Origin of the sequence: Streptomyces durhamensis, assembly GCF_000725475.1 — a bacterium.
Classification (GTDB): domain Bacteria; phylum Actinomycetota; class Actinomycetes; order Streptomycetales; family Streptomycetaceae; genus Streptomyces; species Streptomyces filipinensis.
Genome location: NZ_JNXR01000016.1, coordinates 227,021 through 247,226, shown reverse-complemented (window position 1 = coordinate 247,226; position 20,206 = coordinate 227,021). Strand labels below are relative to the sequence as shown.

Annotated in this window: 15 protein-coding genes and 2 pseudogenes; 6 read left to right on the top strand and 11 right to left on the bottom strand. The window is 72.1% G+C overall.

What is annotated here, in order from left to right; genetic code table 11:
- Positions 1 to 63: 63 nt before the first annotated feature.
- The 7 genes from IO33_RS44505 to IO33_RS44495 form a co-directional block, all read right to left on the bottom strand.
- A complete protein-coding gene (locus IO33_RS44505) occupies positions 64 to 963 on the bottom strand; it encodes a hypothetical protein (RefSeq protein WP_037685912.1) in 900 nt (299 codons plus the stop codon).
- Between the two features lie 50 nt (positions 964 to 1,013).
- Positions 1,014 to 1,997 (bottom strand): ScbA/BarX family gamma-butyrolactone biosynthesis protein, encoded by a 984-nt coding sequence (locus IO33_RS44500; protein WP_051926954.1) that lies wholly within the window; start codon positions 1,995 to 1,997, stop codon positions 1,014 to 1,016.
- A 10-nt stretch (positions 1,998 to 2,007) separates the two neighbouring features.
- Positions 2,008 to 2,949 carry a nucleoside-diphosphate kinase gene (locus IO33_RS0125505; RefSeq protein ID WP_051926953.1) on the bottom strand — a complete coding sequence of 314 codons (942 nt, stop codon included), beginning with the start codon at positions 2,947 to 2,949 and terminating at the stop codon, positions 2,008 to 2,010.
- Positions 2,946 to 4,040, bottom strand: a complete 1,095-nt coding sequence (locus IO33_RS0125500; protein WP_031168976.1) for an SDR family oxidoreductase — start codon at positions 4,038 to 4,040, stop codon at positions 2,946 to 2,948. The genes IO33_RS0125505 and IO33_RS0125500 overlap by 4 nt, the downstream gene beginning before the upstream one ends.
- A 38-nt stretch (positions 4,041 to 4,078) precedes the next feature.
- Positions 4,079 to 6,253, bottom strand: a complete 2,175-nt coding sequence (locus IO33_RS46055; protein WP_051926952.1) for a hypothetical protein — start codon at positions 6,251 to 6,253, stop codon at positions 4,079 to 4,081.
- Complete coding sequence (locus IO33_RS0125485) at positions 6,250 to 8,976, bottom strand: phosphoenolpyruvate synthase (RefSeq protein WP_245235885.1); 2,727 nt, start codon at positions 8,974 to 8,976, stop codon at positions 6,250 to 6,252. The genes IO33_RS46055 and IO33_RS0125485 overlap by 4 nt, the downstream gene beginning before the upstream one ends.
- Before the next feature lie 534 nt (positions 8,977 to 9,510).
- Entirely contained in the window at positions 9,511 to 10,179 is a 669-nt protein-coding gene (locus IO33_RS44495; protein WP_209438917.1) for a TetR/AcrR family transcriptional regulator, read from the bottom strand.
- Between the two features lie 140 nt (positions 10,180 to 10,319).
- Between IO33_RS44495 and IO33_RS0125475 the strand changes: the two genes are divergently transcribed.
- The 3 genes from IO33_RS0125475 to IO33_RS0125465 all read left to right on the top strand — a co-directional run bounded on the left by IO33_RS0125475 (position 10,320) and on the right by IO33_RS0125465 (position 12,708).
- Positions 10,320 to 11,513, top strand: coding sequence for a cytochrome P450 (locus IO33_RS0125475; RefSeq protein WP_031168970.1), 1,194 nt, complete (start codon positions 10,320 to 10,322; stop codon positions 11,511 to 11,513).
- Between the two features lie 6 nt (positions 11,514 to 11,519).
- Positions 11,520 to 11,741 carry a ferredoxin gene (locus IO33_RS0125470; protein WP_031168969.1) on the top strand — a complete coding sequence of 74 codons (222 nt, stop codon included), beginning with the start codon at positions 11,520 to 11,522 and terminating at the stop codon, positions 11,739 to 11,741.
- Between the two features lie 277 nt (positions 11,742 to 12,018).
- Entirely contained in the window at positions 12,019 to 12,708 is a 690-nt protein-coding gene (locus tag IO33_RS0125465; RefSeq protein ID WP_031168967.1) for a GAF and ANTAR domain-containing protein, read from the top strand.
- A 42-nt stretch (positions 12,709 to 12,750) separates the two neighbouring features.
- Here IO33_RS0125465 and IO33_RS0125460 read toward each other — a convergent pair whose 3' ends face one another.
- The 4 genes and pseudogenes from IO33_RS0125460 to IO33_RS52710 all read right to left on the bottom strand — a co-directional run.
- Positions 12,751 to 14,325: an alpha/beta hydrolase gene (locus IO33_RS0125460; protein WP_037685910.1), complete on the bottom strand. Its 1,575-nt coding sequence runs from the start codon at positions 14,323 to 14,325 to the stop codon at positions 12,751 to 12,753.
- Positions 14,326 to 14,500: 175 nt separating this feature from the next.
- A complete protein-coding gene (locus tag IO33_RS0125455) occupies positions 14,501 to 15,574 on the bottom strand; it encodes a DUF8094 domain-containing protein (RefSeq protein ID WP_031168962.1) in 1,074 nt (357 codons plus the stop codon).
- A gap of 212 nt (positions 15,575 to 15,786) precedes the next feature.
- A complete protein-coding gene (locus IO33_RS0125450) occupies positions 15,787 to 16,386 on the bottom strand; it encodes a DinB family protein (RefSeq protein WP_031168960.1) in 600 nt (199 codons plus the stop codon).
- Between the two features lie 97 nt (positions 16,387 to 16,483).
- Positions 16,484 to 16,624 (bottom strand): annotated as a pseudogene (locus IO33_RS52710) (N-acetyltransferase); the annotation flags it as partial.
- A 205-nt stretch (positions 16,625 to 16,829) separates the two neighbouring features.
- Here IO33_RS52710 and IO33_RS0125445 point away from each other — a divergent pair.
- The 3 genes and pseudogenes from IO33_RS0125445 (at position 16,830) to IO33_RS0125435 (ending at position 20,189) form a co-directional block, all read left to right on the top strand.
- Positions 16,830 to 17,204 (top strand): VOC family protein, encoded by a 375-nt coding sequence (locus IO33_RS0125445; protein WP_031168958.1) that lies wholly within the window; start codon positions 16,830 to 16,832, stop codon positions 17,202 to 17,204.
- 93 nt (positions 17,205 to 17,297) lie between these two features.
- Positions 17,298 to 17,441 (top strand): annotated as a pseudogene (locus tag IO33_RS47765) (CGNR zinc finger domain-containing protein); the annotation flags it as partial.
- A gap of 156 nt (positions 17,442 to 17,597) precedes the next feature.
- Positions 17,598 to 20,189 carry an MFS transporter gene (locus tag IO33_RS0125435; protein ID WP_031168955.1) on the top strand — a complete coding sequence of 864 codons (2,592 nt, stop codon included), beginning with the start codon at positions 17,598 to 17,600 and terminating at the stop codon, positions 20,187 to 20,189.
- Positions 20,190 to 20,206: the final 17 nt, after the last annotated feature.

Genomic DNA, 20,206 nt, shown 5'->3' with positions numbered 1-20,206 from the left:
TCGGCCGCCCCGCCGCCGTCGAGGTGCGGCACTCGACTCCTCGCCGGACGGGGGCTTCGACCATCAGGGCCGCCACACCGCCAAGAGGGCCAGCGCGAGGTACGTGGCCACGACGAAGCCGGTCGCGGTCGCCATCGGCCAGCCGCCGCGGCGGGCGGCCAGGAAGCGTCGGGTGCCCCAGGCCGGCAGGGCCGCCGCGAGGCAGGGCAGCAGCCCCGGCGGGCCGTCCGGCGCGCACAGCAGCACCTCGCAGCCGACCGCACCGGCCGCGAGCCCCGCCGTCACCGCCGCGCTGCGCCGCGGACCGAGGTCCGCCGAGTACAGCCGGGCACCGGGCGACGCCTCCCAGGCCGTCTTGCGGGCGAACTCGACGTGCAGGAACACACAGGCGCTCAGGACGAGCAGCACCGCGCCGCGCCAGTCGGCGGTCACGGTCCCGGCGGCGACCAGCGACCCGTACACATAGACGCCGAGCAGGACCTGGACCGGATAGGTGACCGCCAGGTTGAGCAGCTTCCGGTCGCGGACCGCGGACGACAGCCGTTCCAGTGCGGCCAGGAGGAGCCCGTAGCCGAGGACCGCGAGGAGCAGCAGGGCGGCCGCGGCCGAGAGGGCGGCGCTCAGGGCTGTCGCCACGACCGTGATCGCCGTCATCGCGCCGCGCAGTTCGGCGGCGGTGATCGCGCCGGTGACGAGCGGCCGGTCCGGGTGGTGCACACGGTCGTGGGCGAGGTCCTTCTGCTCGTCCAGCATCCGCAGGAACAGCAGCGCCAGTACGACGCCGGTGACGCGCACCCAGGTGGCGCCGGTCGGCCGCCAGGTCGTGCCGGTGGCGGCGACCGCCGAACCCTCCAGTGCGCAGACCCACAGCAGCGCGTAGGTGGCGTAGAGGGGCGGCCGGAACCTGCCCAGCACGAAACGGCCCAGTCTGGCCGGTACGCGCCAGGCGGCGACGGTGGTCACTGCGGGGGCTCCCCCTGTCCGGGCCGGCGCCGGGGTCGGCGGAGACGGCGTCATGCGGCTTCGTGGGCCGCCCGGCCCGCGAGGACGCGCGTCGGGCCGCACCTGTCGGGATCGGCCAGCCGGATCCGGGCCTCGGCGGCCACCGCGCCAGGCTGGTGCAGGGTGCACGCGATGTCCGCGTGGGGCAGCACGGGAGCGGTGCGGCACCGAAGCGGCAGGTCCATCTCGGCGAAGCAGCGGAACCGCGCGGTCAGGCCGACGGGCAGCGCCGTCGGGGTGGGGACGGCACCTGCGGTGACGGCCGCCGTCAAGGCGAGCTGCCGGAACGCCTCCAGCTCCAGCATGCCCGGCACGTGGTCGACCCAGTGGTCGTACAGGGTCGGGTGTGTGGTGTCGGCGATCAGGCGTGCGGTGTGCGTGCCGTCGGCCGCGGTGCGTGGTGGGGAGATGACCGTGTTGGCCGGGTCGCCCCGGCCGACGAGGGCGGGATCGACGTGTGGGCCGGGCAGGGCGACGGGCGTGTCGGGCAGGCCGAGGGCACCGCGCTGTCGGGCCCGCAGGCGCGTCCAGTCCTCCGGGGGCATCCAGGAGTAGTCGATGCGGGCCAGCAGCGCGTCCTGGGTGCCGATGGTGCAGGTGAAGCGCAGCCGCAGGCCCGTCGGCGCGGCCCGGGTGCGGAACCGGTCCTCGATCCGGACGGCGATGACGGCCTCGGCCGGACGGCCATCGCACACGAGGGCCGCCGGGTCCGGCACCTCGAACTCGACGGCACGCAGCAGGAACTTGTGCCCGAGGGGGACGTCGAGGTAGCGGTGGGCCACCACGAAGATGCCCTGCCTGCACGCTTCGAACAACAGCAGTGGATCGTGGTGGGTAAGGGGCCCGAGGGTGTCGTGGTAGAAGGCGTGGCGGCGGGGAAGCTGCGCGGCCAGCAGCAGCTCGTCCTCGCCGCGGCGCTCGGCGTCGGTCAGGAAGACCTCGCAGACGGCCGCGCGGTGCACCAGTTCCTTGGAGAGTGTCCGGGTGAACTGCATGGGCCGCTCCTCAACTCGGGGTGGCGCGGACGGTGTTCAGGTGGCGGCGCCAGGTGGCGACGTCCGCCCCGTCGAGCACGGGGGCGCGGCCGGGTACGCGCATGGGGAGCACCGCGGAGCCGACGATGACCGTGTCCCACGGGTCGAGGCCGATCCCCCGCTCCCACGCGTTCTCCAGCAGCTCGCGCGGTGCGGCCGGGGCGGCCCCGGCGTGCCGGGACACGGTGTCCCGCAGCCGTTCGACGGCGGGGGCGAATTCCAGGTCGCGGGGCTTGGTGGCCGCGTACAGCCGGCCGGTCAGCTCCAGGGCGTTCGCGGTGCGGTCCTCGTCGGCGAGGGCGGACCGGAAGAGACGGTCGCGGGCGGTGTCGTCGAAGTGGACGGCCAGCTCGCGCAGGACGTCGGCGGGTTCGTCGGGGGTGTGCACCAGGTTCAGCAGGTAGCTGTGGCGGCCGAGGAGGTGCCGCAGTTGGCCGGGCCGGCGGGCGTCCGGGTCCGTGGGCCCCTTGCGCCGGGTGAGTTCGACCGAGGCGGGGATGTCCAGGTCACGCTCGGGGCGGACGAGCAGTACGAGGGCGTCGGCGTCCTCCAGGAACAGGGCGGCGAGCCGCCGTCGGTGCGGGGTGGCGAGGTTCCACTGGAAGTACCACAAGGCACGGATCATGGTGCGGGTCAGGCGGGTGACGGCCGCGCCGACGATCCTGAAGCCGCGCCCGGTGAGCCAGTCCACGGCCGCCTCCAGCCTGCGGGCCACCACGGCGTCCGGCTTGAGCAGCAGCGCGGCGTGCCGGTGGGCGAAGCCCGTGACGTCGGCGGTGAGGGCGGCGAGCTGGTCGTAGCTCTCCTGGAAGTAGGTGTCCGCGCCGTACAGCCGCTGTTTGGCGGGGTGGCAGGTCAGTAGCGGGGAGACGGGTATGCCGTGCGGCGGGTCGGTGAGATGGGCGGGGGTCATCGGTGGGTGCTCCCGTCGGGTCGGACCGCCGCGGCCGGTAGCCGGCGCGGAGCCGGGCCGAGATAGCCGGTGGCGAGGCAGTGGTCGAGGAGGCGGCGCAGATACGGCCGTGCGCCCGTGGGCGCCGGCCGGCCGCTGAAGGCCGCGGCCCGGGTGTCGTCGAAGTGGACGCGCCGCCGGAAGTAGGTGTCGTACAGGGTGATGACGCGGTCGTAGTAGGGACGCTCACCGTCCGGCAGTGCCTGGGCGCTGAACGCGGACGGCGGGACGAACCGCGGCACCTGGAAGCAGGGGTATTCGGCGAGGACGTCGGAGAAGTCACGCAGGGTCAGCTCGTAGCCGACGGCGTGCAGCGTGCGGCACTCGGCGTCCTGGGCGCGCAGGGTGGCCTCGGTGACCAGGTCGGCGACGCGGTCGACGGGGACCAGGTCGAGGACGGCGTCGTAGTGACCGGGCACGGTCCGCACCAGGCCCCGGGTGAGGATCCGGAGCACGGGGTAGATCGTCTTGAAGTCCCGGACGCGGCCGGTGCGGCCGGCCCCGGTGACGATGCTCGGGCGCACCACGGTCACCGGCAGGCCGTCCGCCGCGGCTGCGCGGACCAGGGTCTCGGCGGCGAGTTTGCTCTTCTCGTAGCCGTTGCCCGGGCGTTGGCCCACATCGAGTTCGTCCTCGCGGGCCGTGCCGTCGCGTTCCCCGCACACGTAGGCGGTGCTGAGGTGCACCAGCGGGGTGCGGACGGCCAGGGCGAGGTCCAGGACGTGCCGGGTGCCTTCGACGTTGAGGCGGTCGTAGTGTCCGTCCGGCAGCCCGAAGTCGGTGACGGCGGCACAGTGCACGATCCGGTCGGCGATGGCGGCCAGTCTCCGGTCGTCGTCGGTCATCCCGAGGCCGGGGCGGGTGATGTCGCCGGTGATCCGGGTCAGGGTGCCCGGGCCCGGGGTGAGCTTTCTGCCGTTGTTGCGGACGAGTTCGGTGTTGTGGTGCAGCAGCGCCAGCACGGTGTGGCCGGCGGCGGTGAGCCGGGCGGTCACCTCGGCACCCACGAAACCGCCGGCGCCGGTCACCAGCACCGTCATCGGGTCGGACATCGGTGGATCCTCCGGGCGGAAGGTCGGACGGGGGGCTCTCACGGGTCCTGGTGCCGTTCCAGGGCCGGGCGGGGCTGGGTGCCATGGCCGGCCAGCAGGTCGCGGGCCTCTTCGATGGGCAGTTGCGCGTCGAGGTGGGCACCGATGCGCAGCCAGTCGTAGCCGAGCTGGAGGGTGGCCCGCCAGGTGTGCGCGGAGTCGAAGGAGAGCGGGAACGAGTCGGCACCGACGGCGCCGCGGACCTGGCCGATGAAGGCGCGCAGCGCCGCGAGCAGGGCGTCGCCCTGTTCCGCCGAGCCGACGCCGCGTCCCAGCAGTTCGCCGGCGCGTGCCCCGATCGGCCGGGTGGCGGGCGGCAGCAGGTCCAGGCGGCGTACGAGGCCGGGGTCGGCGGGCAGCGGATGGACGCCGTGGGCGCTGAGCAGTCCGCGCAGCGCGGCGTGTACCGCGCGGCGCGCGGTGAGTTCGGCCACCCGCCACTGGCCGCGTCGCAGGGCGCCGGTCAGATCCTCGACGGCGTTCTCGACGACCACGTTGGACCACACCAGCGCCATGGCCGCGGCGGCGAACCGGTCGGCGGGCAGGGGCATCAGGTCGATCGCGCGGGGACCGCTGACGGCGGCGCCGTGCACCGACAGCAGCGGCTGAGCGGTCGAGGGCGGCGGGGTGAGGGGGCCGGGCGGGGCGGCCAGCGGCAGCGAGGGGATGACGGTGCCACCGCCCTTCCAGGCGAGGCGGATCAGCCCGTAACGCAGAAAGGCGGCCAGCAGCGGGCCGGGGTCGGCGACGCCGGTGTCCTTGGCCTGGGCCAGTACGCGGGGCAGCGGCCGGCCCAGGACCAGGGAGCGCCAGACGGCACCGGAGTCGTCGCCCAGAACGAACACCTCGCGTCGGCCGCGGATGACGTGGACCCTTTCCCCGGTCTGCCAGGTCGTCACCCCGGCCACCCGCTCCACGGTGAGCCGCTCGGGGCGCCAGGAGACGCCGACGATCCCGAGATCGGCGGCAAATCCGAGGCAGGCGGTCAGATGATCGCGGACGGCATCGGGGGCGGGGGCGCCGCTGGGAGCTGCGACGGCACCCGGCGCAAGGTCGGCGCTGGACGCGGGAGCGACAACCGGTGCGGGGACGGCGGCGGGCGCGGGGGTGGCGGCGCTGGACGCGGGGGCCGGAACCGGCGCAGGGACGGCGGCGGGCTCCGCAGCGGCAACCGTCGCAGGTACGCCGCCGGGCCCGGGGACGGCAGCCACCGCAGGGACGCCACGGGACGCCGGTACGGATCTCGGTGCAGGGGCGGCGTCGGGCGAAGGGGAGGCGTTGGGTGCGGGGGCGTTGCCCGACGCGGGGGCCGCGGTGTCCGGCACGGGGGCGGGGCTGGGAGCGGCGGCGGGGGCGGGAGCGGCGGCGGGTGCCGGCCCGAGGCCCGGCACGGCGGCGGCACCGGCCACAGGAGTCGCACCGGGCGCCGGGGCGACGCCCGACGCAGAGGCAACATCCAGCGGCGCGGAACCCGACACGGCCGCGGCACCCGGCGCAGAGGCAGCGCCCCGTGCGCAGGCGGTGCCGGGGGCGGTGGTCTCCAGTTGCCAGTAGCGGTCGCGTACGTCCGGGTGGCCGGTCCGGTCCATTTGCAGGGACAGCCACTTGGGTTCGAGGTAGGTCTCGCCCCGGGCGGCCGCCCAGGACTTGACGGTCTGGAGGAGCCCCGCGCGGGTCCAGCCGACCGCCTCGTCACCCTCGTCGAGACACAGCAGCGCGATCGCCTGCCGCAGGGACTGGCGGGCCCGGTGCGCCCACCAGTCGGCGGCGATCCGGCCGAACCGTTCGGCGGGCAGCATCGCCTTGACCTCCTCGACCAGGGCGTGGCCGCGCAATGGGTGGCTGTGCAGCAGCCGCTGGCAGCGGTTGAGGAGATCCTCGGAGAGCCGGCCGGGCCGTTCGGCTCCCTCCTCCACCGCGCGGAACTGGTCGGCGATCTGCCGCACCGACCGGGTGCGGATCTCCACCCGCCGCCCGTCCACGAAGAGCAGGGACGGCATGGTCGGCAGGTCGTCCTCGCAGCGGCCGACGAGCAGGAAGTCGATGTCGGAGGAAGGGTTGCCGAACCCTTCCGCGAGGGAGCCCTCCAGGGCCACGGCCCACTCGGCGCCGTAGGGAAGTGCGGCGAGGGACTTGTCGAGCAGATCCTGCAGTTGGTCCTCGGTGAGGATCACAGGTGTGTCTCCGTTCGGGGGCCGTCCTGGGCGGCGGGCAGGCCGTCGTCGGGCGGGTCGGCGAGTACGGTGACCGTCCCGGCGGCGCCGTCGACGCGCAGCCGGGCGCCGGTGCCGATCTCGGTGGTGGCGTCCTTGACCTGGACCACGGTCGGGATGCCCAACTCCCTTGCCACGACGGCGACATGGGTGAGCGGGCTGCCGCGCTCGATGACGAGGGCGGCGGCCTGGGGCAGCGCGGCGGCCCAGCCGGGGTCGGTGCGGTAGGTGACCAGGATGCCGCCGCCGATGTCGTGCGGGCGGTCGGTGACCAGGGCGGCCCCTTCGGCGATGCCGGGGCAGCACGGCGTGCCGCGCAGTTCGCGGGCACCGCTGCGGGCGGCCGGGGCGCCGGACCAGCCGGCCCGTTCCAGGTTTCCCGACCAGTACGGGGCGCCGTGGGTGGTGAAGCGAGGCGGGGCGTGCAACGCGGTGTCGGCGGCCAGTCGCGTCCGGCGCAGCGCGACCAGCTCGCGCAGCTCGGTGTGGACGATCATGCCCTCGTAGGCGCCGCCGATCTCCTCCAGACGCAGCATGAACACGTCGTCCCAGGCGTCGATGGCCCCTGCGCGGGCCAGGTCGCGGCCCAGGGCACGCAGCATGCGCTTGGCCGCGCCGAAGGCCCGGGTGCGGCAGAACCGGAGCCGTTCCCGGTCGGCGAGCGCCGCCCGGGCCTTCTTCCGCACCTGCTCGTACAGCAGGCGGCGCGGGCCGCGCAGATGCTCGTCGAGGTAGGCGTCGGCCTCACCGCCCCGGTCCGCCGTGCCCCCGTTCGCGGTGTCCGGCAGCGCGTCGCGCAGCAGCGTGAACAGTCCGGCGGGGTTCTCGTGCAGGTCCGGGACCTCCAGCTTGAGTTCGTCGGGGCTGCGGTAGCCGTAGTCGGCTCGGTAGGCGTCGACGGCGGCCAGGAACCGGGTGTGGCCGGCTTCCTGCAGCGCCCGGTGGGCCTCGGAGTCGGGGGTGTGCGCCAGCAGGTGCAGGATCGCGGGGTCGGCGCGTGCCCGGGCGGCCAGCTCGCGCAGTGCCCGCACCGGTTCGGCGGACTCGACGGCCCCGCCGGGGGCGGCCGCGGCCCAGGTGAACCACTCGGGTGCGTGCGGCAGCCATCTACGGGTGAGCAGCGCCAGCAGGCCCAGGGAGAGCAGGATGGTGGCGTCCAAGGTCTGCATCGGGCCCCATTTCCCGATGAGTTCGCGCTGCAACCGACGGAAGCGGCGGTAGGTCTCGTCACCGGGCAGGGCGTCGTAATCGACATTGTTGAAGATCGCGTAGGCCCGGTAGAAATCCCGGTGGAAGGTCTCCACGGATTTCCGGATGGTGAGGAATCTCCTGACGAAGACGACCGTGCGGGCCAGGTGGGACAACCGGCCGCGCAGCCCTGATCGGGGGGTGAACGGATGGAGTGCGTCGGCGGTCTCGTCGGGAATGCTCTCCGCGACCCCGAGGGACTTCTCCAACACGCGCCGGTTGAGTGGGTACAGCGGGGCCAGGCGGACCATGCGGTACCAGTGGAACAGGTTGTAGTAGACCCGTCCGTGCACGTATCCGAGCAGGTGCGGGGTCCACTCCCGCACCTCGCGCAGCTGCTCGCCGCGGACACCGAGGGCGCGGGCGTAGGCGTCGTAGACCTTGGCGTAGGTGTCGGCGGCGAAGCTGAAGGTGAGCGGCGAGACGACGCCGCTGAAGCTCTCGATGATGTTGGAGTTGTCCCAGATCCGGGGCTCCCCCTCGGGCTCGGACGCGGGTTTGGGGGTGGTCACCGGGCGGCTCTGCAGGATCCACAGCGTGCCCCCGGCGATGGCCCACTCGATGTCCTGCGGGGAGCCGTAGTGGGCGGTGACGCGGCGCCCGGTCTCGTGCAGCCGGGCGAGGTCGGCGGCGGTCAGGGCCGGCGCGGCGCGCTCCTCGTCGGCTACGGGTGAGATCTGGCAGCCGGGTCCGGATCCGGCGTCGTAGCGCTCCTGCTTGGCGCCGACCACCGTGGTGAGCGGCTCGCCGGTGGCGGCGTCCAGGACCACGGTGTCCGCGTCCACCGCGCCCGACACCAGCCCCTCCCCCAGCCCGTGCACGGCGCTGACCACCTGGCGGTCGGTACGGCCGGTCGTCGGGTCGGCGGTGAACAGCACGCCGCTGCGCTCGGCCGGCACCATGCGCTGCACGATGACGGCGATGCCGCCGGGGCCGGGCGGCAGCCGGTGCCGGGCGCGGTAGCGCAGGGAGCGTTCGGAGAAGCCGGAGGCCCAGCAGCGGCGGACATGGGCGGTGACTTCATCCAGGCCCCGGATGTTGAGGAAGCTGTCGAACTGGCCGGCGAAGGAGTACCGGGTGCCGTCCTCGTCCGCGCCGGACGAGCGGACGGCCACGACACCGCCGCCGGCCTGCCGGTAGGCGAGGGCGATGGCTTCGGTGACGCGCGTGCCGAGCGGTGCGGACTCGATCAGGCGGGCGGCCTCCTCGGCGACCTGCCGGGCCCGTGCCGGCCGTGCGTCGGCGAGCAGCCGCGCCAGGGGCTCGTCCAGTCCGCCGCCGCGGCGGAATTCGGCGAAGACGTCCAGGCCGAGGACGGACCAGCGTGGTACGTGAAATCCGGACGTGCTCAGGACGTGCAGGTTCTCTGCTTTTCCACCGGCCCATTCGGCGATCAGGGAATGGTCACTGGACGCTGTGAGGACGTGCAGGGGCAACTCGTTTCCCTTTCAAGGGGGTTAGGCAACGGGTGCGCGTTTTGCAATCTCGCCCGAATGTTTCACAGCATGACCGGTCAAAACGTCCGGTGCGCCCACAGCGGGCGCTTTTCGGCCGTCGTGACGTTTTCAATTTCCTGGCCGTCCATGCCGTTCAGGACTCCATGGCAGGGATTGACGGCGGCGCAGGCCGGACCGGACGCTCGGACCGGCGAACCGCCCCCTCGAAACGGCAGCCCGCGCCCGGCCCACGCCGCGTCCGCGCTCTGACCCGGGAAAGCGGCTGAGCACCGCGCACGGCGCGCCCGGCCCGGCGTCGGCCCCGAACGGCTCGGTGCCCGGTTCGGGCCGCGCCCCGGCCCTCGCCTCGATCGGGCCGATTCGGCCCGTGGCCGTGGGCAGCATGCCTGGCGCCGAAGCCGCCGGGGCTTGCCGGCCGCCCGGCGCCGGCTCGGCCTGCGGTCCGCGTCGGCATCTGAGGTGGGGCACCGACGGCCGCGCGCCGGGCCCCCGCGGTGGTCGGCGGCGTCTGGACTACCGCGGCTCTTGCGGCTGTCGCTCCGCCGCTCGCCCCCCGGGCGTGTTCCCGTCGCCCAGGAGTCCTTCCAGTGCCGTCAGGACATGGCCGCAGATCTCGTCCGGTTCCGCGCTCGCCAGCGGCTCCTGGCCGACCACCACCCGCATCAGGCCGATGCCGAGCAGCCAGGCCATGGCGAGCTGCGCGCGCAGCTTGCCGTCGTCGGCCGAGGAGAGGGCGGCGAGGGCGGCGGCGTACTCCTCCCCCAGCGCGCGGACGGTGTCCGGGGCGGCGTCGGCGCTGCCGATGGAGCGCAGGTACACGGCCAGCAGCCGGTCCGCGTCCGGTTTGCCGCCGTCCGCGAGGACACCGCGCAGCGCGGTCTCGAACAGCAGGTCCGGGGGCGTGCTCACCAGCTGCTCCTTGCCTCCCTGGGCCATGACCTCGGTCAGCAGCGCTTGCTTGGATCCGAAGTAGCGGAATATGAGGGCCTGGTTCACCCCGGCGCGTCCGGCGATGTCACGGACAGTGGCCGCCTCGTACCCGCGCTCGGCGAAGACCGCGCCGGCCGCCCGCAGAATGCGCAGGCGGGTCCCCCGGGCATCACGCGTGCGGTGCGGGGAGTCCTCGCCCGCAGGACCGCCGCCGGGCCGGTCCTGGTGCCGCGTGTGCTCGCCGATGTCCACCCTCTGCTCCTTCTGCCGTCCGCCGTGAGCCCGCTCGCGCCTGCCGAGAAGCCGTCAGGGTAACGGCTGGTTAGCGTCGTTGACCGCTCGGTGAGTCCCTCCTAGCTTTGTAAGCAGGTGCTTACACAAGGGAGGCAGCAGTGACGGCGGCAACGGACCACACACCCCTCGCCTACCCCTTCAACTCAAGCCGGGACCTCGCCCTGTCCGACGCGTACGAACGAGCCCGGGACACCCCGGGACTGTTACGCGTCCAGCTGCCGTACGGGGAGCCGGCCTGGCTCGCGACCCGCTACGCGGACGCCCGCCTCGTCCTCGGTGACCAGCGCTTCAGCCGGGCCCTGGGCCTCGAACGCGACGAGCCGCGCGCCTCCGAGGGCAGCCGGGACAGCGGGATCCTCAGCATGGACCCGCCCGACCACACCCGGCTGCGCTCCCTGGTCGCCAAGGCCTTCACGGTCCGCCAGGTCGAGAAACTCCGCCCGCGGGTCAGGGAGCTGACGTCGGCCCTGCTGGACGAGATGGAAGCGGCAGGGCCGCCGGCCGATCTGGTCGAGAGGTACGCCCTGCCCATCCCGGTCGCGGTGATCTGCCGCCTCCTCGGGGTGCCGGAAGCGGACCGTCCGCGGTTCCGCGCATGGAGCGACGCGGCACTCTCCACCAGCTCGCTCACCGCCGAGGAGTTCGACCGCAATCGTGAAGAGCTGCGGGCGTACATGGCCCAGTTGATCACCGCGCACCGGGCGCAGCCCCGGGACGACCTGATGACGGCGCTGATCGAGGCGCGGGACCACGACGACCGGCTGTCCGAGCTGGAGCTCGTCGACTTGTGCGTCGGCATCCTCGTCGCCGGTCACGAGACCACCGCCACCCAGATCCCGAACTTCGTGCTCACCCTGCTCGACCATCCGGAGGCGCTGTCCCGTCTGCGTGCCGAGCCCGCGCTCATCACCGGCGCGATCGAGGAGCTGCTGCGCTTCGTGCCGCTGGGCAGCGGCGCCGGTCAGCCCCGTTACGCCACCGAGGACATCGAGGTCGGTGGCACCCTGGTGCGGGCAGGAGAACCGGTCCTGGTCGCCATCGGCGCCGCCAACCGGGACGCGCTGCGCTTCACCGCGGCCGGCACGCTCGACATCTCCCGGAGCGGCAACGCCCATCTGGGTTTCGGCCACGGCGTCCACCACTGCCTCGGGGCTCCCCTGGCCCGTCTCGAACTCCAGGAGGCCATCGGCGCGCTGGTGGCCCGCTTCCCCCGGCTGCATGTCGCCGGAGACATCACGTGGAAGACCGAGATGCTGGTGCGTGGCCCCCGGGTCATGCCGGTGGGGTGGTGAGGACCCATGAGCTGGCAGCTGCACATCGCCTCCGACCGCTGTATCGGGTCCGGGATGTGTGCCGGGGCCGCACCGGACCTGTTCACCCTCGACGGCGACCATGCCCGCCCCGTGAACGAGCGCATCGCGGAGCCCGACGACCGCGCCTTGGAGGCCGCCGGCATCTGCCCGATGCTGGCCATCACGGTGCGGGACGCGGAGGGGAGGGAGATCGGTCCCCGCGAGTGAACCCCGACGCCCCGAGCCGTCTGGGCATCGTCGCGCCGGCCACTCGGCCACTCGGCCACTCGGCCACTCGGCCATGGTTCTCCGCCCGGGTGCCCATGGTCCTCCGCCCGGGCGGCCGTCCCCTCCCGGGCGCGCGCATCACCCGGGGCACTGAGCCGTTCTGCCGATTGTCGGCCCGCCGGGTACGGAACGGGGATCCCTCACATGCGCGCCGTACGGCTCGCGTGGAATGCTGGGGAGACGGCTCGGCGAGACGAACCGGGAGGGAAGGACCGCGATGGACTGGGCTCGGTTCGCGCAGCAGATGGCGTCGATGGCGCGGGATCTCCTGGCGCAGGAGTCGGTCGCCTCCACCCTGGAACGGATCACCGGCTCGGCCATCGAGCTGGTCGAGGGCTGTGACGCGGCCGGCATTCTGGTGCTGCACGGCACGAAGGTGCAGACGCTGGCGCCCACCCGACAGCTCGTCGTCGACAGTGACCGACTGCAGGAGCGGTTGGGTGAGGGACCGTGCTTCGACGCGGCGAGCGACAGGACACGGGAGCCGGTCTTCCGTATCGCCGACTTCACCCGGGAGGAGCCGCGCTGGCCCGCCTTCGCACCCCAGGCCCGTCAGCTGGGCGTGGGCAGCATGATGGGGTTCCTGCTGTACACCGAGGACGAGGAACTGGGCGCCCTGAACATCTACTCGCGCAGGCCCGGCGCCTTCACCGACGCCAGCGAACTGGCCGGCTGGCTGCTGGCCTCGCATGCGGCGGTCGCGTTCTCCAGCGCCCGCACCCACGCCCAGATGGAACACGCCGTCGCCACCCGCCACGTGATCGGCGAGGCGATGGGCATCCTCATGGGCAGCCACCACCTCACCGAGGAGCAGGCGTTCGACGTGCTACGACGCTTTTCGCAGGAGAACAACATCAAGCTCCGCGAGGTCGCCCGCCGGGTCTGCGAGCAGGGCACTCTGTCCTGACCGCGCCGGGAGCCGGGCATGCCACCGGCGCGGGCAGCCGTGTCAGAAGCGGGGCGGCTGCGGGATGTGCCGCGGCGCGGGGACGATGCGGGGCAGCACGCCGGGGCTCCGGCGTCCGGACGGCTTGCAGGTGACGTCCCGTGCCGGCAGCCTCCCGGTGCTCAGGTAGGCGTCGACGGTGCGGTCGGCGCAGGAGTTCGGGTCCGTGCCGTAGACGCCGTGGCCCTCGCCGCCCTTGACGTAGACCATGCGTGAGCCCTTCAGGACGCGATGCATGCCGAGGCCACTGGCCAGGGGCGTCTGGGAATCCCACTGGTTCTGGACGGTGAGCAGACCGACCTTGTTGTCCACCTTGGTGACGGACTCGGCGGGCTCGCTCCAGAACGCGCACGGGGTGATGTTGGAGGCGAAGTCGCCGTAGAGGGGGTACGCGGCCTTGTCCCGGATCGCGTCGCGCCGATACTGCCCGGGGTCGCGCGGCCAGGCCGCGGTGTCGCCGCAGACCACGGCCCAGAAGGCCACCGAGCCGTTGTCGGCCGGCGGCTGTGCGGCGGGGGCCTTCGCGAAGCGCGGTTCCGGTCGCCGGTGCGGCGCGAGCGAGTCCGCATGGCGGTCGGCGGCCTTCTTGAGGTTGACGACCGACTCGGCCGCGGACCTGGGGCTGAAGAACTCGGCACGCAGGGTGGACCGGATGTCGTCCCCGGTGAGTTTCGCGCCGTCCTGCTCGACCGGAGAGCGGTCGGCCCGGGCGATCAGGTCCCAGAACGTCTTCCTCACCTTGGCCGGCGTGTTGCCGAGTTTGTAGGTGCGGTCGCGCCGGGCGGTCCACTTCGTCCACCGGGTGAACGCCGGCTCGGTGCCCTGCGCCCAGATCTGGATCATGCCGCGCCACACCCGTGCGGGGTCGACCGCGCTGTCCAGTACGAAACGGTCGGTCCGCGTGGGGAACATCTGCGCGTAGACGGCCCCCAGGTAGGTGCCGTAGGAGTAGCCCAGGTAGGAGATCTTCCTCTCCCCCAGGACGGCGCGGATGACGTCCATGTCGCGGGCGGTGTTGCGGGTGGTGAAGTACGCGAGCCCGTCGCCGTTCCTGGCACGGCACTTGTCGGCGACGGCGCGGGCCCACTTGACGTCCCGGCTGAACGTCGCCGCCTTGTAGGGGTGTTCGATGTTCTGATCCGCACGCGTGAGACCGCAGGTGAGCGGGGTGCTGCGGCCCACGCCGCGCGGGTCGAACCCGATCAGGTCGTACTGCTCACGGACCTTCTCGGGCAACGCGGCCTTCATCATGACCGGCATCTCCAGGCCCTCGTCGCCCGGACCACCGGGGTTGAAGAGGATCGCGCCGTGCCGTTTGCCGGGGACGCCGGTCTTCATACGGGAGACCGCCAGCTTGATCGTCCCGGCGTCGGGGTGGCTGTAGTCCAGCGGCACCCGGACGGTGGCGCACTGGAACGCCGCGGGCTGCGACGCGTCGCATCGGTGCCAGGCCGGCCTCTGGTTCTCGAATCTCTTCAGCGGCTCCGCCGGGGCTGCCTGTGCCGTCGGCGCGAGGGCGGGGAGCAGCGTTGCCGTGATCCCCGCGGCGAGCAGCGGCGCCATGCGTCCTATCCGCACGATGGCCGTTCCTTTCGATCAACTTCCAGGTCGGAACGACCATTTCGTGTCGGCGGGGCGCACGAATCCATCTCCAGGGCAGACTTGCTACAACTCCCGGCGTACCTGGAAAGAGACGCGCGGAGGAGAACCGGAACGGCCTGATCGCCATCCGCCGCACGCGAGCGAACACGCCTCAGATGTCGGCTGTCGGTGTGGCGTCGACCTTGGTCACCTGGGTGCCGATGGAGTAGACGGCGGGTTTGCCGTCCGCGGAGATGGTTCCGATCTCCGTCTGTGCGTAGTGGCGCACGACCTTGTACATGTGCGCGTTCGGGTCGCGCTTGACGAACGGCTTGTCCGAGTCGCCGAGGCCGATGTAGGACTGCAGATCCTTGGCGAGGAAGGTCTCGTCGACAGCGCTGTCGGACAGCACGAGCGCACCGCCGTCGGCGGTCTTCGCGGCGAAGACGTCCCCGGCACGGGGGGTGGTCTTCTTGAAGTCGACCCAGGCGTGCCCGCCCAGGTTGTCGTTCCGCTCGGTGTACCAGGACCTGCCGGTGCGTCGGGCCGAGGTGTCGGTGAGCGGGGTGTCGCGGCCGCCTGTCACCCACAGATCGGTGACCAGTCCCGGCAACTGCGAGGGCGCCGTCTTGCCGATCTTGGTGTCGGGGTCGGCGACCTTCATCAGCCCGGCTCTGTCGAGCGCGATGTGCGGCACCTTGGACAGCTCAGACCCTTCGAAGTCGCGGGCCACGACCATCCGCCAGCCGTCACCGGAGCGCTTGAAGACGAGGAACCTGATGTCCTTCGACCACAGCTTGCCCGGCTTGCCATGGGTGAGTTGCGCACCCTGGGTGCGCACCAGGAACCAGTTGGCCTTCGAGGAGGCGGGCGGGATGTAGAAGGTGCGGTTGACGTACACGAACGGAGCGAGGTTGTCCGCGACGTCGCTCTTGTCGAGGGCTGGGACCTGCGTGAAGTACGCCTGGTCCATCGCGAGGACAGCGCCGCCTTCGGCCTTCGCCATGAGGGAGGCGGAACGCTTGGCATTGGCCTGGTTGTTGACCGTCTGATAGGTGTCCACCGTCTCGTTCGCCTCGGCCTTGGTGAGCAACGGCCTCTCGGCCGGGACGGCGTCCGCGTGCTCGGAAGCCCTGTCGGCGGTGGAGCATCCGGTCAGGGAAGCCGCCGCCGAGAACACGGCCGCGGCGAGCACGCCGACGCGCCGGGGGTGGACTATGTCGGCGGAGCGGGCCGAGTGAGCCATGGCGAGCAATCCCCGTTTCGTGTGTACGTCGGGCGACCGCCCTGCGCAGCGCGCACCGAGACGATCACCGGACCACGCTATCGACCCCCCTCGCACAGGCGGCGACTCCCGCCCCACTCCGGAACCGGACCGTGACCTTCCGAACCCGGGGGTGACAGGGGGCCTTTGGCGGTCACGGCCCTGGGCCGTTCAGGGGCGGCAGCAGAGCGGTGTCAGCCGTTGCCGGCCTCGCGCGCCACACGCTCCAGGCGGCGTCGGTGTTCCTCCCGCGATACCTGATCCCCCTGTGGGATGTTGTCGTTGCCCTTCAGGTACCCGACGGTTCCGTCGATGAGCTCCCGCACGATGTCCGCGTGACCGGCGTGCCGCTGGGTGTCGGTGATCACGCGCACCAGGATGTGGTGCAGCGTCACCTCCCGTCGTCCCTCCGGCCACCACGGGACGTGACCGATCGCGTCGAGCGTCAGCGCGGCGATCGTGTGGTCGGCGTGCTTCCATGCCTGGTGATACAGCCCGACGATCTCTTCGCGTGACTCGTCGGCGGTGGCCCACATGTCCGCGTTGGGTTCCGCGTCCTCCGTGTACCACCAGGATGGCGGATCCTCGTCGAAGAACGGCCGCCCGAACGTGTCGCCGAAGTACGCCAGCTCCACGCCGGCGACATGTTTGACCAGGCCCAGCAGGTTCGTGCCCGTGGGGGTCAGCGGGCGGCGGATGTCGTATTCCGAGAGCCCGTCGAGCTTCCACAACAGGGCGTGGCGCCCGTCCTGCAGGTAACGGAGAAGGTCCGCTTTCGGATTCGGTTCGGTCATGCCGGGCAGTTTTCCAGCCGGCACTGACAACCGGGCTCGACGCGGCAACGGGGGACGCCGTTCGCAGGTGAGGCGCGGTGGTGGAGGTCGCCTCCGGCTACTCGACCGGGAAGCGGTAGACCGTCGACTCGCGGGGTCGCAAGCCCAGACGCTCGTACAGCCGGTTCGCCGCGGCACGATCCGGCCGAGAAGTGAGGTCCACCGTCCGGGCGCCCGCCTCCCGGGCGATCCGCAATGCCCCTTGGCGGGACAGCCAAGATCAAGTAGTCTCTTCGACGTGAACACCGGACCGGCGCCAAGCCACACACAGACGGGCTATCCGGTGGAAGGCTGATCGCACGGCGGGTGCGCGGAGAGCACCCCCTCGTCTCGGCACGTGGACCTCCTCGCGTTCGTGCACCGCGAGTCCGTTCTCCGTGTCGAACACCAGCGAGGTCAGCCGTATGACAGTCACGTTCAACCACACCATCATCGCCGCCAGGGACCGCGGCGAGTCGGCCCGGTTCTTCCGGGAGCTCCTGGAGCTTCCCGAAGCGCCGTCCTGGGGCCCGTTCACCAACATCCAGCTCACCGACGGCGTACTGCTGCAGTTCGCCGAGCCGCCGGTGGAGATCCAGATGCAGCATTACGCGTTCCTGGTCGACGACGAGCTGTTCGACCGGGCGTACCGGCGACTGTGCGAGCGCGGCATCGAGCACTGGGCCGATCCGCAGATGCGGCGCCCGGGCGAGACCAACAACGAGCACGGCGGTCGCGGGGTGTACTTCAAGGACCCCGCCGGTCACGCGATCGAACTGATCACCCGCCCCTACCTGTAGCCGGGTGAGTTCCCGGCCGGGCCCCGAGACACGGGGACCCGGCCGGGCGTCAACTCGCGGGATCCACCGCGGCATTCGGGATGCCCGATCAAAAACCCCGAGTGCACCCGCACCTATATCGACCGCTCACGCGGCATGCGGCGGCAGTGGTGCGGCATGGAGTGCTGCGACAACAAGATCAAGGCAGCCGCGTACCGCGCCCGCAAGAAGACCGCCCCCGCGACCGCACAGGCGTGATGCGGCCCCCTCCCACCGGGATCTAGACTCACTTGGTAGCCGCAAGCAACGGAAACTGCTGAAGCGCCGCTACGACGCCCCCGCAGACCGCACGCACAGCAGCCTCCCAGCCGGGCAGGTCCCGGGTGGCGGGGCGAGGCAAGGAGATCTGCACGCATGACCACGCCCGCGTCCCCGCCCCGCGGGGGAACCGCCGCGATAGCCCCGTCGGCTCCGGCCGGCAGACTGACGCACCGCCAGATCATGACTATCCTCAGCGGCCTGATGCTGGGGATGTTCCTCGCGGCACTCGACCAGACCATCGTCAGCACCTCGATCCGCACGATCGCCGACGATCTGCACGGGCTCAGCTCGCAGGCGTGGGTCACCACCGCGTACCTGATCACGTCCACCATCAGCACGCCGCTGTACGGGAAGCTGTCCGACCTCTACGGCCGCAAGCCCTTCTTCCTGGCGGCCATCAGCATCTTCATCGCCGGCTCGGCGGCCTGTTCGTTCGCCACCTCGATGACCGAGCTGGCCGGGTTCCGGGCGTTCCAGGGCATCGGCGCGGGCGGTCTGATGTCGCTGGCGCTGGCGATCATCGGTGACATCGTGCCGCCCCGCGAGCGGGCCCGGTACCAGGGCTACATGCTCGCCATGTTCGGCTCCTCCAGTGTGCTCGGCCCGCTGATCGGCGGTTTCCTGGCAGGCCGCAGCAGCATCCTGGCCATCGCCGGCTGGCGCTGGGTGTTCCTGGTCAACGTGCCGGTCGGCATCATCGCCCTGTTCGTCGTCGCCAAGGTGCTGAACCTGCCGCACACCCGGCGCGAGCACCGCATCGACTGGTGGGGCGCGCTCACCATCGCCGTCGGCGTGGTGCCGCTGCTGCTCGTGGCCGAGCAGGGCCAGGACTGGGGCTGGACCTCGACGAAGGCCGCTGTCTGCTACGCGGTCGGCGTGGCCGGCCTGGTGGTCTGGGTCTTCGTCGAACGGGCCATGGGCGAGGAGGCCCTGATCCCGATGCGGCTGTTCCGCAGTCCGGTGTTCAGCTCGATGAGCCTGATGTCCGTGCTCATCGGTATGGGCATGTTCGGCGGGATGATGATGATCCCGCTGTACCTGCAGATCGTGAAGGGCGTCAGCCCCACCAGGTCCGGCCTGCTGATGCTGCCGTTGATGCTCGGGATGATCGCCGGGACCATCGTGGTCGGACGCATCATCCAGAAGACCGGCAGGTACAAGGTCTTCCCGATCATCGGCACCGCGCTGATCATCGCCGCCATGCTGCTGTTCCACTACCGGGTGCAGTGGGACACCGCGCTGGCGGAGACCATGGCGTACATGGCGCTGTTCGGCATCGGTCTCAGCGGATGCATGCAGATCCTGACCCTGGCCGTGCAGAACGCCGTGGAGCCCAAAGACATGGGTGTGGCGACCGCGTCGGCCACCTTCTTCCGGCAGATGGGCGGCACCGCCGGTACCGCGGTCTTCCTCTCGGTGCTGTTCAGCACCGTCGGCGACAAGATCGGCGCGGCCTTCCGGGCCGCGTACCGAACGCCCGGGTTCCAGGCCGCACTCCATGACCCGGCGGTACGGTCCGACCCGGCGAACGCACCGGTGCTGGAGATGTTCAAGCACCCCCGGACGGGCGGCGGGAGCGGCTCGGGGGTGCTGAGCGACTCCTCGTTCATCCAGCGGCTCGACCCGCGCCTGGCCCAGCCGTTCAAGGCCGGCTTCACCGACTCGATGCAACTGGTGTTCCTGATCGCGGCGGCGGTGATGGTCCTGGGCTTCCTGGTCGCGCTGTGGACCAAGGAGGTACCGCTGCGCCAGGTCTCCGGACTGGAGGCGCAGGCCGCCGAGCAGAGCGGCGCCCCGGCCGCGGAGCCGGTCACGACCACCGCGGGGCCCGCCGCCGGTGCGGCACAGGCCCTCGGCGAGTCCGCCGCCGAGGCCCCCGCTGCCGAGAAGGACGCGCCCGCTACCGGCGTCCCTGGGTACGGCGTCCGGGGGCGGGTGCTGGACGGCGCGGGCGCGCCGGTACCGCAGGCCGTGATCACGGTGATCGACGTCGGAGGACGGCAGCTCGACCGCGCCGTCAGCGCGGCGGACGGCGCCTACGCGGTGGCCGTCCCGCGCGCCGGCACCTATGTGCTGATCGGCGCCGCCGGTGCCCGGCAGCCGCAGGCCGTCACCGTGCTCGTCGGTGACGAACCCGTCGAGCGCGACCTCGCGCTGAGCGGCACCGCCGCCCTCACCGGGTCCGTCCGGAACGCCGTCGACGGACGCCCGCTGTCAGGTGCCCTGCTGGTCGTCACCGATGTGCGCGGCGAGGTCGTCTGCTCCGGCACCTCGGCCGCCGACGGCGCCTTCGTGCTCGCCGACCTGGTCCCCGGCGGCTACACGCTCGCGGTGAACGCGCCCGGACACCGACCGGCCGCCCTGCCGGTCGAGGTCGCCGCGGGGACGGCACAGGCCCACGACGTCCGCCTCGAACCCGGTGCCCGGCTCCACGGTGTCGTCAGCACCCCGAACGGCACGGTCCTCGCCGACGCCAAGGTGACCCTGCTGGACACGGCCGGGAACGTGGTCGGTACGGCGGTCACCGGCCCCGACGGCGCGTACGGCTTCACCGACCTGGCCGGCGGTGAGTACACCGTCATCGCCAGCGGCTACGCACCGGTCGCCGCGTCACTGCGCGTGGAGGCGAGCGGCGTCACCGACCACGACCTCGAACTGTCCCACGCGGACGCACCCCATCCGTGATCCACGGGAGCGGTTCG